This window comes from Patescibacteria group bacterium, from assembly GCA_020148045.1.
GTDB lineage: Bacteria > Patescibacteriota > Minisyncoccia > Minisyncoccales > GWA2-38-27 > JAHCRG01.
The window spans coordinates 1-16,323 of sequence record JAHCRG010000003.1 but is presented as its reverse complement, the minus strand read 5'-3'; the positions used below and the strand labels follow the sequence as shown (position 1 = coordinate 16,323).

Below are 16,323 nucleotides of genomic sequence, written 5' to 3'. Positions count from 1 at the left end.
GCTTTATCACCGACCTAACATCACCACTGGAATGGTCCTTATCACAATTCTCAAATCGAACCATAAAGAGCATTTTTCTAAATATTCTGATTCTAATCTCTCAACTTCTGACGAAAAATCCCTAAAAGAACGATCTGTCACTTGAACTAAACCAGTTAAACCTGGTGGAAAGGAAGTATAATTTTTTCTTCTAGAATCTGACCATCTACTCACTACCCAGGGAAACCTAGGTCTTGTTGCTCCTACTAAAGTCATTTCTCCTTTTATCACATTAATAAACTGTGGTAATTCATCCAAGCTAGTTTTCCTCAAAATAACTCCTATTTTGGTTACTCGGCTATCTTTAATTGATTTTTTTTCTCTCGTTTCCAGAAAAATATCCTTTTCTTGCCCATCGGCGCCCCTTATCATTGAACGGAACTTAAACACAATAAAATGCTTCCCCTTATATCCCACCATCTCTCTGGGATAAATAACCGGGGGGCCAGAGAAAATCCTTATTGCCAAAGCAACTAAAAGAAATAGAGGAGAAAGGATTATCAACAAAAAAAGAGAAATAGTTACATCCAGAAATCTCTTGCCTCTGTATCCCATTGGAAAACACCTCCTTTTTCAATATACTTTTCGTTTTGGATTGTAAAGAACTATTTTATATAATATAGCGTTATTTAAACTTATCAACAAACGTGCGTCCACACCTGCGATTTCAAAATTTGTTTTTTGAGCTTATGGAGCTTAGACTTTTTCCCATTCGCCTTTGTCTTCGGGACTTTCGGGGTTTTCTGGTTCGGTTTCCACGTCGCCGTACACCTCTCTCGGCTTAGCTCCTTCTCCAGGTCCAACCACACCTTTTTCTTCTAAAATATCAATTAATCTGGCTGCTCGGGCATAACCAACTCGCAACCTCCGCTGCAACAAAGAGGCAGAGGCCTTCCTTGCCTCAATAACCATCCTCTTTGCTTCTTCATAAAGAGGGTCTTCCTCGCCATAAAGAGCTCCGGCCCCCGAAGCCCCTGTCTCCCCTAAATCCTTCTTTAACTCTTTAATTAACTGGCTTTCCATTTCTACTGAGGGCTTTAACTCCTCAACTTCTGACGTTATATGCTTGACCACTTTCCTCACTTCTTTCTCTGAAACATAAGCCCCTTGAATTCTCCTGGGTTTAACTACTTCTGCCGAAACATAAAGCATATCTCCCAAACCTAAAAGTTTTTCTGCCCCGGCTGTATCCAGAACTGTTCTGGAATCAACCTGAGAAGCAACTTGAAAAGTAACCCTAGACGTTATATTTGCTTTAATTAAGCCGGTAATTACTTCCACTGATGGCCTCTGGGTAGCCACTATCAAATGAATACCAACTGCTCTAGCCATCTGAGCTAATCTAACAATCCCAGCTTCAATCTCTCTTCCTTTAGCTGCCATCAAATCAGCCAACTCATCAATAACAAAAACAATAAAAGGTAAGGGAGCAGTTCCATTTTTTAAAGTCAACTCATTGAAAGAAGCAATATCTCTTGCCCGGGCTTCTGATAATAAATCAAACCTTCTCTCCATCTCGCTGGTCAGCCATTTTAAAGCACTAATAGTTTGAGTTGCACTATAAATCACCGGGCACAAAAGATGGGGAAGATTATTATAAACCGGGAACTCAACTCTTTTAGGGTCAACCAAAATAAACCTTAAAGTTTCGGGGCTTGCACTCTTAGTAGAAGTGCTGGGCTGAAAAAGCAAACTCAAAATCAAAGAATTCAGAAAAATGGTTTTACCTGTTCCAGTACTTCCAGCTACCAAAAGATGAGGCATTTTAGCTAAATCTGTATAAATAGGAATGCCTGAAACATCTCTGCCTAAAGCGATTGCCAAGTTTGATGGAGATTTTTGAAAATTAGGATTTTCAATTAAATTTCTCAATCTAACCTGGGCCCGAACATTATTTGGAACTTCAATCCCTACTAAAGACCTCCCTGGAATAGGAGCTTCAATTCTAATTGGGTGACTAGCTAAAGCCAGGGCCAAATCATTGGAAAGACCGGTTATTTTAGATAATTTCACTCCTTCAGCCGGCTTCAAAGTATATTGAGTAACAGTCGGGCCGGTATTTATCTCTGACATTGTAACTTCAATACCAAAGTTCTGTAAGGTTTTTTTAATAATAGCTGAATTTATTCTGGTGTCGCCACTGGCAGGAGCCCCATGATCAGGCTCCAGTAGATTAAAAGGAGGGGGCTGATAAGAAAAAACAATATCTTTACTTATTGGTTTAGTTTCCAACTTCAAAGGGCTCAGCTCCTTTTCGGGTTGTCCCACCTCCTTGGGAGCAAAACCAGGAATTTCCTTAACTTTAAATCGGGGGGCAAAAATTCTTTTAATGATGGAAGGTTTACCCCTCACCTTTTCTGAAAAAGTGGGGGGTTTGCCCGGAACCTGGGCAGCTTCGGGCTTCTCTTTCTTAAGAGATCTACCCAAAAATTGCCAGAAAATTAAAACCCCAATAACAACTAAAGCTAAAAAAATAAGTTGGGTTGCCCAAAATCCGAAATACCTTAAAAAGGGCCAGCCTAAAACATAACCCAGCCAGCCCCCTCTTATATTTTGGGCATTAAAGCTACCTAAAATTCCAGTGAGTCCTAAAATTAAAATTAAAACAGCTAAAATTACTGGCCAAAAAACTTTTCTTCCCTTTTTAAAAAACTTCTGGTCACCTTTGATACTTAAAAGCACCAATCCTCCTAAAATAAAAATTAAAGGAATTAGAAAAACCGTCTCTCCAATTAAAAACCTGGTCCCTCTCATAAAAAACTGACCTGCCCTTCCGGCCTTCCCGAAAAAACTCAAACTAATGATTATTGCTATTAAAATCATTAAAACCCCAAAAATCATTTGTTTGATTTCATCAAGCAGAGCAAATCTACTACGCTTTTCTCTCTTTTCAAATCTCCTCTTAAATTTTCGCTTTTTTCTTTTAGACACGATTCTTAATTTTTATTTCTTAAATCCTGTCCCTGCTGGTATTAGTTTACCAATTATTACGTTTTCTTTCAATCCCCGCAATTTATCTTCCTTTCCTTCAAGGGCTGCCCTAATTAGAACTCTGGAGGTTTCTTGGAAAGAGGCAGCAGATAAAAAGGAATCGGTAGTAAGAGCTACCCGGGAAATTCCCAATAAAACGGCGGTAGCTTTTGCCAGTTTCTTTTTTTCTTTTTTCAGTTTAGCATTTTCTTCAAGAAACTTAGATCTTTCAACAATCTCTCCAATTGTAAAACTACTATCCCCTACTTCTTTAATTCTTACTCGGGAAAACATCTGGCGAATTATCACTTCAACATGTTTATCATGAATAACTGCTCCCTGAGAAACATAAATTCTCTGAATTTCTTTTAAGACATACCGTTGGGTCTCTTCTTTATTTTTTATTTTAAATAGTTCTCTTAAATCTAAATTCCCTTCGCAAAGCTGCTGTCCTTTTTTGATATCTTGCCCTTTTTCCACGAAAATTGCTGTTTTGGAAGGTATCTTATACTCAACAACATCACTTTTCTTGGAACCCGCCCCGTTAGAGGTTCGTCTGCCCGGTGATATTTTTTTGCCCTCGGAACCCCTAACGGGGCTCGTTTTAATCTTGATTATCCTCTCTGGAGTTATTTCTAATACCTTCCCTTCAACCCGGGAAATTTCTGCCTTTCCTCCAGGTATTCTTGCCTCAAAAATCTCTTGGACTCGGGGAAGACCAAAAGTAATATCACCGCCACCAGCCACCCCTCCGGTGTGAAAAGTCCTCATCGTTAGCTGGGTACCGGGCTCTCCTATTGCCTGAGCAGCAACAATTCCTACTGCTGCTCCTTTTTTTATCAATTGATTTGACCCAAGATCCCAGCCATAGCATTTCTGACAAATTCCCCGAACAGATTTACAACTAATTGGTGAGCGGACCTTAACTTTTTCAATTCCTTGCTCGCTTATCTTTCTTGCTGCTTTCCAGCCAATTATATCTCCTTTCTTGACAATGCCCTTTATACCCTCCAAAGCCTTTCTGCCAACAATCTTATAGATAAAGTCCTGGCCTAATTCATCAGCATCTTGTCGGAATACTTCAAAGCCATCCTGGTCTTTGCAATCCTCCTCTGAAATTACCACTTCATGAGAAACATCAACAAGACGTCTGGTTAGATACCCAGCAGTTGAAGTCCGCAAAGCTGTATCTGCTGTTCCTTTTCTTGCTCCATGCGTAGAAATGAAATATTCCAAAACATCAAACCCCTCCTTAAAAGAACTCTTTACCGGCAGTTCAATAATTTGGCCGGCTGGATTAATTACCAAACCCTTCATTCCTGCCATTTGAACCGGCTGGGTCCAAGATCCTCTTGCTCCTGAATCAACCATTGAAAATATTGAACCCATTTCAGGCAATGTTTTTGGCACTAATTTCTCAACTTCTGATTTTGCTTTTGTCCAAACCTCAATTACTTTACTGCTCTTCTCTTCTTTAGAAAGCAAACCTCTTTTAAAATGACTTTCAATCAGTTCAATTTCTTTTTCAGCCGCTTTAATAATTTCCTCTTTTTCTGGAGGAACAATCAAATCATCCATTCCCCAAGTTATTCCAGAAATTGTAGCGCTTTCAAATCCCAAATCTTTAATTTTATCTAAAGTATCTTCAATTATTTCCTGTTTATATTTCTCAATAATCTCACCCGTTATTTTTTCTAATCTTTTTGAATTTATTACTTCGTTAACAAAAGGGTAATCTTCGGGTAGGGTTTCGTTAAATAAAATCCTTCCCACCGAGGTCTCTGCCAAACTGGCTCGCATTCGCACACGAATGCGAGCTCTTAAATCAATATCTCCGAATTCATAGGCCATAATTGCCTCTTCTGGATTAGAGAAATTCTTTCCCTCTCCTTTTGCTTCTTTCTTTATTTTGGTAATCCAATAACAGCCGAGAATAATATCCTGAGTAGGGGCTACAACAGGAACGCCGGTAGCAGGTTTCAATAAATTAAGAGTAGATAACATTATTTCTCCTGCCTCTTTTTGAGCTCCTTCGCTTAGGGGAACATGAATTGCCATCTGGTCCCCATCAAAATCAGCGTTAAATGCCTTACAAGTCATAGGGTGGACCTCAATTGATTCTCCTTCAATCAAAACCGGCTGGAATGCCTGAATTCCTAAACGGTGAAGGGTAGGGGCACGATTTAGCAAAACCAATTTATCTTTGACCACTTCCTCTAAAATTGCCCAGACCTCATCGGTTCCCTGTTCAATTAATTTTGAAGCTCCCCGAACATTATAGGCAAGTTCTTTATCTAAAATTCTCTTAATAACAAAGGGTTTAAACAACTCCAAAGCCATTTTCTTTGGAAGTCCGCACTGATGAAGTTTTAATTGTGGACCGACAACAATTACTGACCTCCCTGAATAATCGACTCGCTTTCCCAAAAGATTCTGGCGGAATCTGCCTTGTTTCCCTTTAAGCATATCAGCTAAAGATTTTAATAACCTTCTCCCTCCAGTAGTAGCTGTAGTCAAAATCCCTTTTCTCATCCCGTTATCAACCAAAGCATCAACCGCTTCCTGGAGCATCCTTTTTTCATTTCTAACAATCACTTCCGGAGCGGCAATCTCCAATAAGTATTTTAAGCGGTTGTTTCGATTGATTACCCTCCGATAAAGGTCATTCAAATCAGAAGAAGCGTAACGACCGCCATCCAATTGAACCATTGGTCTTAAATCGGGTGGTAAAATTGGCAAAACCGTTAAAAACATCCATTCAGGTCTAATGCCAGCTTTAACCAGACCCTCTAAAAACCTCAATCTCCTTAAAATTTTTCTCCGAGATATTGATGTTACTTTTTCTTCCTCCTTTTTCAATTTCTTAATCTCTTTTTTTAAATCAATCTTCTCAAAAATTTTTCTTAAGGTCTCAGCTCCTGTTCCTGCTTCAAAAACTTCACCATATTTCAAAGAATAATCATAATATTCAACTTCAGAAAAAACTCTTAAGGGTTCAATCCCTAAAATCTCTTCCCTTGCCCTGCCCCTCGCTGCCTTCAATTCCTCTAAATTGGTCTTCAATTCTTTTTTGTTTTTTATTTTTTGTTTTTTATTTTTTGTTTTAATTTTGTATTCTTTTTCAATTTCCTTCAAAGCTTTTTCCTTTGCTTCTTTATTGACGTCAGTAACAATGTAAGCTGCGAAATAAATTACTTTTTCCAGCTGCTGCATAGGAATACCTAAAACCATTCCTATTCTTGAAGGAACCCCCCGTAAAAACCAAATGTGAGAAACCGGACAGGCTAATTCTATATGCCCCATTCTTTCCCGCCTCACCGATGACTTTGTTACCTCAACCCCGCATCTATCGCAAACTATCCCTTTGTAACGAATTCTTCTATATTTACCGCAATAGCACTCATAATCTTTTCCTGGGCCAAAAATTCTTTCACAAAAAAGACCATCTTTTTCAGACCTCTGAGTTCGGTAATTAATGGTTTCAGGTTTAGTAACCTCACCATAACTCCAACTTAAAATCTCCTCTGGTGAGGCAAGTTTTATTCTTATTGCTTCTAAATCTTGAACCCGCATAATTCTATTTCTCCCTGGGCTTTTCCTTCACTTCCACACTAAGCCCTAAAGATTTTAATTCGTTAACTAAAAGATTAAATGAGGCCGGGATGTTTGGATTTTTAATTGGCTCTCCCTTTAAAACCGCCTCATAAGTCGCTGCTCTTCCTAAAACATCATCTGACTTTATCGTTAACATCTCTTGTAAAATATCAGCTGCTCCGTATCCTTCTAAAGCCCAAACTTCCATCTCTCCAAATCTCTGACCTCCAAACTGAGCCTTACCCCCTAATGGCTGCTGAGTAATTAAAGAATAAGGTCCAATTGAACGCATATGGATTTTATCTTCAACCATATGGATTAGTTTCATCATATAAATATAACCAACTGTAATCTTTTCAAGAAAAGGAAGACCAGTTCTTCCATCATATAAAGTAAGCTTTCCTTCTTCTGAAAAACCTGCCTTTTTTAATTCTTCTTTAATATCTGCCTCAGCAGCGCCAGCCATAGCCGGGGATATCGCCACATATCCCAATTTTTTAGCAGCTAAGCCAAGGTGAGTTTCTAATATCTGTCCAACATTCATTCTTGAAGCCACGCCCAAAGGATTTAGGACAATATCTATTGGAGTTCCATCCTCCAAAAAGGGCATTTCCTCTACTGGTACAACTTTAGAAATCACTCCTTTGTTTCCATGACGACCGGCCAATTTATCTCCGGCCTGAATTTTCCGAACCACCGCCACCTCAACCTCAATTCTCCTCATGATCCCGGGCTCTAACTTATGCCCCTGTTCTCTGGAGAAAACCTTCACCTCAACTACTCTTCCTCGCTTCCCATGCTCCATTAGTAAAGAAGTGTCTTTAACATCTCTTGCCTTCTCTCCAAAAATTGCCCTTAATAATCTTTCTTCAGCAGTTAAACCCGCCTCTCCTTTTGGTGAGATTTTCCCAACTAAAATATCATTCGGTCCAACTTCAGCTCCAACCCTGACAATTCCTTCCTCATCTAAATCTTTTAATTTTTCTTCTGAAACATTAGGGATATCACAAGTAGTAATTTCTGGTCCTAATTTTGTCTCTCTGACATCGCAAGTGAGATTTTCAAGATGGATTGAAGTGTAATAATCATCTTTTACTAATCTCTCTGATATAATGATTGCATCTTCAAAGTTTGCTCCCTGCCAGGAAAGAAAGGCAACTAAAACATTCTGGCCCAAAGCTAATCTCCCCTGAGAAATTGCTCCACCGTCTGCCAAAATATCCTCTTTTTTAACTTTTTGCCCTTTTTGGACTACTGGTCTTTGGTGGAAACAGGTATATTGATTGGTTCTGACGAAAGTCTTCAAATCATAACTTTTCCTCTGACTCCCCTGCTTCACTTCAATATGGCCGGCATCAACTTCAATTACTTTTCCATCTTCTTCAGCAATTACTTCCTGGCCTGAATCTCTAGCCACTCTTTCCTCTACCCCTGAACAAACCAGAGGCACCTCGGGTTTTACTAAAGGCACTGACTGCCTCTGCATATTTGAACCCATCAGGGCTCGGTTTGCATCATCGTTTTGCAAAAAAGGAATAAGAGATGTCCCAACTGAAAAACATTGCTCAGTAGAAACATCCATAAAATCTATTTTATTCCTATCAATTAATCCCGGCTCTCCCTTTATCCTTGCCTCAACTTTTTTAGGGATAATATTTCCTCTGTCACCAACTGCTACGCCGCCGTGAGCAATATTATATTTCTCTTCTTCAAAAGCACTGAGATATTGAATCTTAGACGTAACTTTTCCCTTTTCCACTTTAAAATATGGTGTCTCAACAAATCCATAAGGATTAACTTCGGCAAAGGAGGCTAAGTGGTTGACCAATCCAATATTAGGACCTTCAGGAGTTTGAATTGGGCAAATTCTTCCGTAATGAGAAGGTTGAACATCTCTAACTTCAAATCCTGCTCTCTCCCGAGTTAACCCTCCCGGCCCGGTAGCTGACAATCTCCTTTTATGTTCTAACTCAGCTAAGGGATTTTCATTATCCATAAATTGGCACATCTGGGAAGAAGTGAAGAATTCTTTAACAATTGCCATAACCGGTCTGGGATTAATTACTTGAGCCGGGGTTAAAGTATGGGTATCTAAAGTGGACATTTTATCTTTTACAATTCTTTCCATCCTCATTAAGCCCACTCTAACTCTGTTTTGGAGAAGTTCAGCAACAGTTCTTACTCTTCTGTTTCCCAAGTGGTCAATTTCGTCTGCCTTAGCTTCAGGATCATTGTTTAGCCTAATAATTTCTCGGATAACTTCTATTATATCTTCCGGCTTCAGCACTCTATCTTCTGGAGTAATTTTTCCTTCAACCTTTTTCTTTCGCCTAGTTTCGCGCAGCGCCGGCAGGCGCTGCCACATTCTCCATCTGCCGACTTTGGATAAATCATATCTTTCAAAATTAAAAAATACACTCTCAATCAACTCTCTTGCTGTATCAGGGGTTACTAAATCCCCGGGCCTTAAACGTCTATAAATTTCAACCAAGGCCTCTGGTTGATCCTTGGTTGGGTCTCGTTTTAAGGTCTCTTCAATATATTTTATGTCTGGGTCGCGGTCCACATCCTGGAAAATCCCTTTTATCTGCTTATTATCTAAACCAGAAAGTGCCTTTAATAAGGTAGTTGCTGCTACTTTCCTTTTTCGGTCAATCTTTACTCCTATAAATCCAGAAGCGTCGGTTTCAAATTCAAGCCAAGCTCCTCGATTAGGAATAATCTTAGCGCCAAAACGATTTCTTCCTCTGATTGTCTGAAGATTAAAAAAAGCTCCGGGGGAGCGAATAAGTTGGGAGATTGCCACTCTTTCAATTCCATTAACAACAAAAGTTCCCCTTTCTGTCATCAAGGGGAAATCAGTTAAAAAAACTTCCTGTTCTTTAATCCCTTTGGTTTTGAGACTAACTAATTTTGCTTTAACTCGTAAAGATGCTTCGTAAGAATCGTTATTCCTCTTTGCTTCTAAATCAGTCTTATATTTTGGCTCATCAAGTTTATAATCTAAAAACCAGAGTTCAAGCTCTTTACCGGTATGGTCACGAATAGGAAAAATTTCAGAAAAAAGATCTTTTAGCCCCTCTGACCAAAACCACTGCCAGCTCTCTTTTTGGAGAGTTAGCAAATAAGGCAGATGCAGGGAAACTTTTGATTTAGAAAAATTTTTTGTCTTCATAAAAAGCAAAAGAACCCTAAAATTTTAGGGAGGGGTAGATTTTTTTGAATGTTTAAAAAGGGGGAAGAAAAAACAAGTACCAAAAGAGATATTTTATAAAAAATATCTCTGGTTTAGTATGCAAATGTTTAACTAATACTAATTTAGATTTTAGTTCTTTTAAAAGAATATGTCAATAGCGAAGCCCTATTCTTCAATCTCTGGGTGTTCTTCTTCAATTGGAACAACTGGCGGCTGTTCTTCAACTACGCCTTTCAATGCCTTTTCCCCACTTCTTAAATTGTTTAAAATCGTAATCACTAATGAATGATCGGGATTTGCAATTTGAATCTTCTCAAAAACTCTAATGGCTTTTTCTTTTTCTCCCAATTCATCATATGTTAACCCCAAAAAGTACAAAGCATTAGCATAATCAGGATTGAGTATAACCGCTCTTTCCAATTCAATGAGAGCTTTTTCATAATCTTTTTTCTGAAAATAGATCAATCCCAACTGAAAAGCCAAGCCAACATCAAAAGGAGCAAAACTCTTAGTTTTTTCAAGTTCCTCAATCATTTCTGCCTGCTTGCCTTGGGCTTGATAAACCACTGCCAACTGAAAGTGAGCTGGAGCATAATCAGGTTTCATTTCAATTGCTTTTTTAAATTGCTCCTGGGCTTCTCTAAGAATTTTTTCTCTCTCTTCTGCTTTTTCTTGCGATAAAAAGGTTACTTCCCTCAAAAGGGCAATTCCTGTTTGAGCTGGGAAATAAGGATTGTTTGGTTCCAGTTCTAGGGCTTCCTTATAGGAATCCACTGCCCAATCCTTTGTCCCGCCAATAACCCCAATTAGACTCTGGTAAATAAAACCCTTAACTGACCAATTGGCCACATTTTTAGGATTCGTATCAGTGGCTGCCTTAGCAGAATTCACCGCATTATTGATGTAAAGCTGAAGCCTCTGGGTAATTTCTTCCTGAGATAAATCTGTTCTTCCGGCTACTTCATTTATATTCTGAAGATAGACCTGAGATATTTCCCGCCAATACAAATCTACTCCGGGACTTATCCTGACTGCCCTTTCCAAATGCTTTAAAGTATTACCACTTTCCCCTTGTTGCCAGCTCCTCAGCCCCTTCAAATAACTCACTGCAGCTACGTATCTTTGTCCTTCAAGAATAAAAAGTCCTAAACCGAAAATGAAAACCACAGTAAAAATAAAAGTAAGGCCAAGAGTTATTAAAGAAGACGTTTTAAGCAAAATTTCTTTTTTAGCAGAACAAAGCAAAGAAATAAAGCTTCCCATAAACAAAAAGTAAACGAAATCCAAGGAAAGATTTGACTGGCAGAAAAAATATCCTACGCTTAAGGTCAGGAAACTAATAAAAATTCCCAAAGCCAAGAGCCAGAAAAACCTCTTATTTACTCCTTCCTCATCTTTGCTTAGAGCTTCTGACGATGCCTTAGCGGATTTCTTAAAAAGAGATTTTATTCCATAAAAAATAAAAAAGCCAATCAAAGATAAAAATGAAAGAACTCCTAAAATTCCGCAAGTGGCTAAAATAGTAAGGAACTTTGAACTGGCCCATTCAAATCTTACGCTCCAAAGGGGATTCTGATTAAAACTAATGTCTCTGTATTTTGAGAAATTATAAACAAAAGTGCCAGGACCTGAGCCGAGAATTGAGTTTTCTTTTAAGGCCTTCCAAGAAATATCAGAACTTGCCCGGTGGGTTAAGAAAACCTCAACGGGTCGCTCGGGAAGTCCGGGAATCTGAAACCTAATGAAACTAAAGAACAAAGCCAGAGCCAAAAAGAACATCGGCAAGACCAGCCAACGGCTGTCAAAAATATCTCTTTTCTGCATCCCAAAAGCAATAATCAAAGCAGAACCTACTATTACCAACCACCAGGCAGTTAAGAAGTTTATCAAAATCAGCAAAACAGCACTAAAAGCTGCAACTGCTATAAAAAATATTTTTAAATATCTCTTAGTGCTTACTGTGATTAAAATAATAATTAAAGGTAATAAAACAGCTGTAAATACAGCTAAACTATTTAGCCCTCCGATAGTATTGAAGGAAACTGCTTTAGTGAAATCAATAGGAAACAAAAACTTGCCAAAAAGTTGAAGCGCCCCATAAAGCATTGCCAGAAAGCCAGAAACCACTAAGAAAGTTATCAGACGAAAAATCTCCTTTTTCTCAAAAATATTAACCACCAAAAAATAAAGCAGTAAAAGGCCAAGTAAACTAAGTAAACTTTCGCTACTAACCTGAGGCCAGCCCCAGAAACTTCCATAGCGCCACAAAGAGAAAATTGTTGAGGCAGTGTAAATTAAGAATAAAACTAATACTGGAATATGAACTGAACCAAAATTAAAACTAACTTTCCCTGAAATCAAAGCTTTCAGTATCCAGGCAAAGAGGGAAGCAAAAACCAAAATAATCAACAATGCCTGTTTATTAAAGTCAAGAACATTTGCTGTCCAGGGCAAAAATAAGATAGGCAGCAAAAAAACTAAAAGGTAAATACTGCCCCTAGAAACTTTTTCACAAGTTCCAACTGCTTTAGAAGATTTCTCTAACGTGTTTTTCATTTTTTTTTACGCATTTTAATAGATTTATTATTTACATTACGTTAATCTTCCATAAAAATCAAGCTTTTAAGCCCCTCCATACCCGGTCTGGCCTTCTCCATACCCGGTTTGGTCATTGTCATCTGAACTATCACTAAATCCTATTGTTGAGCACTCTCCTCTTACTCTTTTCATTTCGCCATTCTCAATCCAGGTGCAGTAAATATCACCGGTTCTTTGGTCAACCATTTCCATTTTTTCAATTCTTGCTGTTCTAACAAATAATTTTTCTGTAATAATCTCTTTTACTTGAGCGATACCATCTTGAATAAATAGCCCGAGCGAAGCGAGGGCTTGCTTTACTTTCTGAATAAAAGATTCACTAATTGTGACTTCAGGTTCTCCATTGTCTCCGTTGTCTATCAAACCATCTCCAGCAAGCTCCCCACCATACCAACCGAGATTAAGAAAGACCATAATATTGCCTATTTCATCTGAGTTATATGGCTCCAAAGCTTTTCCAATAGCTGGGCCCGATTCAGTGGCTTTCATTGCTACTCCTGGGATAGAAGAAGAAGTTAGATAATCACCTGGCTCAATAGCACCATTTTCTGTGCTGATTTTCGTTAAAACTTGTCCTATCATTCCAATTATTACATAATTTGGGTCCTCCTCTCTATGTTCTTCACTTGGTGCATTTCCTAAAAATGCTGGCTGAGTTGAAACAATACCTATTAAATTGCTGTCTGCAGAATGTTCACAGCGCTTTACTGTATTCTTTTGTTCAATATCAACACAAACCACTTCGCCTGACTCTAAATCAGTGTCTTTGGTGTAATAATATTCAGCATAATCAGCTAAACCATTTGTCCATGCGTTAGTATCACTAACATAGGCAACATTAACACCATCGCCATTATGATCAACAGTAAATATATAATCAGGGCTTGTATCCCCGATGCCGACTTTGCCAGCACTTGTTATTCGCATGTGCTCAGTTGGGAAGTCGCCACCTTCATTCGTACTGAAAATCATATCTGCTGGCATGTTACTAGCCGACGGTGTGCCTGTAGCTAGGACATAAATAGCTCCGCCAGCCAGCCAACTACTTCCATCATATCCGCGGGCCGCGATTGAACCTAAGTAATCTCCACTTGCCACTAAAGCTGGCGAACCTAGAGTACCTCGCGATTTTCGAGTATTAAAACCGGATGTATAAGTATCTGCAGAGCTACGTTGAGCAGCGATGACAGTAACATCTTCAGAGGCTACAAGGAGAATTTCATCCGGCGTCGTCGTCCCGATGCCGACCTTGCCGCCCATTATTGCCATTGTATTTGATTGTGAAACTACTGCACCATCTTGGTCACTCAGGGCAATTGCAACTGAATAATCTCCTTGTGCCTCTATTTCTCTTCCTATGGCGAAGGAGAAAGGACCACTTGCTGTTGTCTCGTATCCCATTGCTACGCTTGCTGTTCCGCTTGCTGCTGTGCCTACTCCCATTGCTACGGCGTAATTGCTGCTTGCTGTTACGTTTCCGTATCCCATTGCTACGCTTCCGAGTCCGCTTGCTGTTGGGCCTATTCCTCCTTCCCCGCTTCCCATTGCCACGCTTCCGTCTGCACTTGCTGTTGTGCCTTGTCCCGTTGCCATTGAATTATATCCTATATTAGCATCATCCCATTTAGGACTAATTGCAACCCCTGCCCTAAACGCAGCTTTAGCAGGTATCCACATCAATCTATTGCCAGTACCTGAAACAGGAGTGCTGCCTGTGGTGCCGGAGGCAAGAATAGCTCCATCAACCACATGTAATGTGCTACTCGGACTCGTCGTCCCAATCCCGACGTTGCCGCTATTATCTATGGTCAACAAATCCCCTGCCGTACTGCTGGAAACATTAAGAATATCGCCTGACGCTGGCTGCCAGATGTCCAATGTGCTACTCGGACTCGTCGTCCCGATGCCGACGCTGCCGGCTTCATCAATGATAAACAAATCACCATCAGTGCTGCTGGCTGAAGAAACAGCCAGATAACCAGTGGTTGAAGAAGCAGCGATTTCCAAGCCAAAGTCAGGATCAGTGTCCCCGATGCCGACGTTAGAACCGAAATATGAAATCCCGCTTCCATCTTCTACATAGATACTGTAGTTGGTCACCTCGGCGTCATCCAAATCTACATAGAGGCCATATTGAGTGCCGCCGGTGGAAGTGTCAGCCCAATCTACGATGTGTGTTCCGTAGGCCTTATCATCAGCGCCAGAAAAAGTTTTTAGCTCGGCTTGGAAAGCATACACAGTTTGAGTATTAGCATCATCGGAAGTAAGGATATAATTTCTGATGCCGTAACCGATCGCGCTTAAACCGCTGACAGTGATGTGATTGCTGATACCATAACCTACGCCTCCACCGCCACTAACGACAACGTCGTTGTAAACACCGTGGCTAGCTGCGTTACTATCATGAATGTAATTGTAAATGCCATAGCTCGATGACATACCGCTATCACCGTTGATTGTGATATCTACCCCTCTTTCCCAATTTCCAACAGTACCAATAGTTACTCCATAAGTGCTGTTAACTGAACCGCCATGCACGCCCAAGTTTTCGCTAAATAATCCATCCCCAGTTACTGATAATTCTTGACTCGGCGTTGTATCCCCAATCCCGACGTTGCCGTTATTATCTATGGTCAACAAATCCCCTGCCGTACTGCTGGAAACATTAAGAATATCGCCTGACGCTGGCTGCCAGATGTCCAATGTGCTACTCGGACTCGTCGTCCCAATCCCGACTCTATCATTTGTTTCATCCCAATATAGATTGGAGGCAAAAGCAATTGCGTCGGCTGATTCATTAACAACTGTGACTTTCTTGGCAGCACCAGTATAATCTGCTGGTGTATCTGTTAATCCTACAAAGGTAGTAGCTCCCGCTCCACAAGTTTGCCATTCAAAATCACCAGTTGTGGTCTCATAGGTTAAACAATATTCATCAACACCAGCATTTACTGCTTTTAAATGAACTTCTAAAACTTTATCGTTGCCAATAGTTAGAGCAGTAGCTCCCGTTACGTCTCCTGTATGAGTGGCATTCTCAATATAATTATCAGTATGGATAGTCCCTGCCGAAGCAGCTGCCCAGTCAACATGCTCGGCTGCCACATAATTATCTAAAGCATCGTGGTCGCAAGTTATTGCACCAGTATTAGCCATTGTGCAATCATTACTCATTGCTACTCCAACTGGGTCATTTGAGTCATTTCCAACATAAATATAAGTATCAGTTAGAACCATATCTGTCAAAGCATCCCACCAACTATCCGTCACATTAAGAGTTGTTCCAGTCCAAGATATATCATCTCCTGCCGTTATAAGTTCTGAAGGAGTCTGCCAGCTAAAATTAGAACCAGTAGTGTCAAAGGTTAGAATATCATTATCAGCAACAACCTCGTCAACATTTAGGTCAGCTTCTAAAATAGTATCATCTGCGATAGCGGTAGTATCTACGACTCCTGTATCTAATGTCACAAGCCCATCAGCGTCAGTTGACATATCTCCCCAATCCTGAGAAGCTAAAAATTCTGCAACAGCAACCGTATCATTGGCAAGAGCAGTAGCAGTGCTTCCATCTGTATCAAATGTAGCAGTAATGTCTCCAGTAAGGGTATCCCCTGACAATAAAACTGTTCCTGCAGCATCTCTAAAATTAACAATCCTGTCTGCTGTTATGTCGCCAGGGTTAATCTCTAAATAATGGCTGTCTCCATCATAAATACGGATATAAGTTCCACCATCCGCTGAACCATCTAAGCAAGCACCAGTAAGACAATCGCCAACGCTTTCAACATCGCCAGCTCCTCCTGCATCTGCTTCCATTTGGAAGTCATCTGAAGCAGCATCATACTTAATAATATAGTCATCTGTGGTATTGAGATTAGCTGTAGGTAAAGCAATGATAGTTATGTTCTCATCACCATCATAGT

Annotated in this window: 6 protein-coding genes; all 6 read right to left on the bottom strand. The window is 39.9% G+C overall.

Features of this window, described 5'->3' with window-relative positions; translation table 11 throughout:
* Nucleotides 1–6: 6 nt before the first annotated feature.
* Nucleotides 7–594: a sugar transferase gene (locus tag KJA13_00070; protein ID MBZ9577423.1), complete on the bottom strand. Its 588-nt coding sequence runs from the start codon at nucleotides 592–594 to the stop codon at nucleotides 7–9.
* 141 nt (nucleotides 595–735) lie between these two features.
* Complete coding sequence (locus tag KJA13_00065) at nucleotides 736–2,970, bottom strand: DUF87 domain-containing protein (GenBank protein MBZ9577422.1); 2,235 nt, start codon at nucleotides 2,968–2,970, stop codon at nucleotides 736–738.
* A 12-nt stretch (nucleotides 2,971–2,982) separates the two neighbouring features.
* Nucleotides 2,983–6,582 carry a DNA-directed RNA polymerase subunit beta' gene (rpoC, locus tag KJA13_00060; protein ID MBZ9577421.1) on the bottom strand — a complete coding sequence of 1,200 codons (3,600 nt, stop codon included), beginning with the start codon at nucleotides 6,580–6,582 and terminating at the stop codon, nucleotides 2,983–2,985.
* Nucleotides 6,583–6,586: 4 nt separating this feature from the next.
* Nucleotides 6,587–9,778 (bottom strand): DNA-directed RNA polymerase subunit beta, encoded by a 3,192-nt coding sequence (locus tag KJA13_00055; GenBank protein MBZ9577420.1) that lies wholly within the window; start codon nucleotides 9,776–9,778, stop codon nucleotides 6,587–6,589.
* Nucleotides 9,779–9,964: 186 nt separating this feature from the next.
* On the bottom strand, nucleotides 9,965–12,355 hold the full coding sequence (locus KJA13_00050) for a tetratricopeptide repeat protein (protein MBZ9577419.1): 2,391 nt from the start codon (nucleotides 12,353–12,355) through the stop codon (nucleotides 9,965–9,967).
* 66 nt (nucleotides 12,356–12,421) lie between these two features.
* Nucleotides 12,422–16,323: hypothetical protein (locus tag KJA13_00045; GenBank protein ID MBZ9577418.1), on the bottom strand; the 3,902-nt coding region annotated here is incomplete at its 5' end.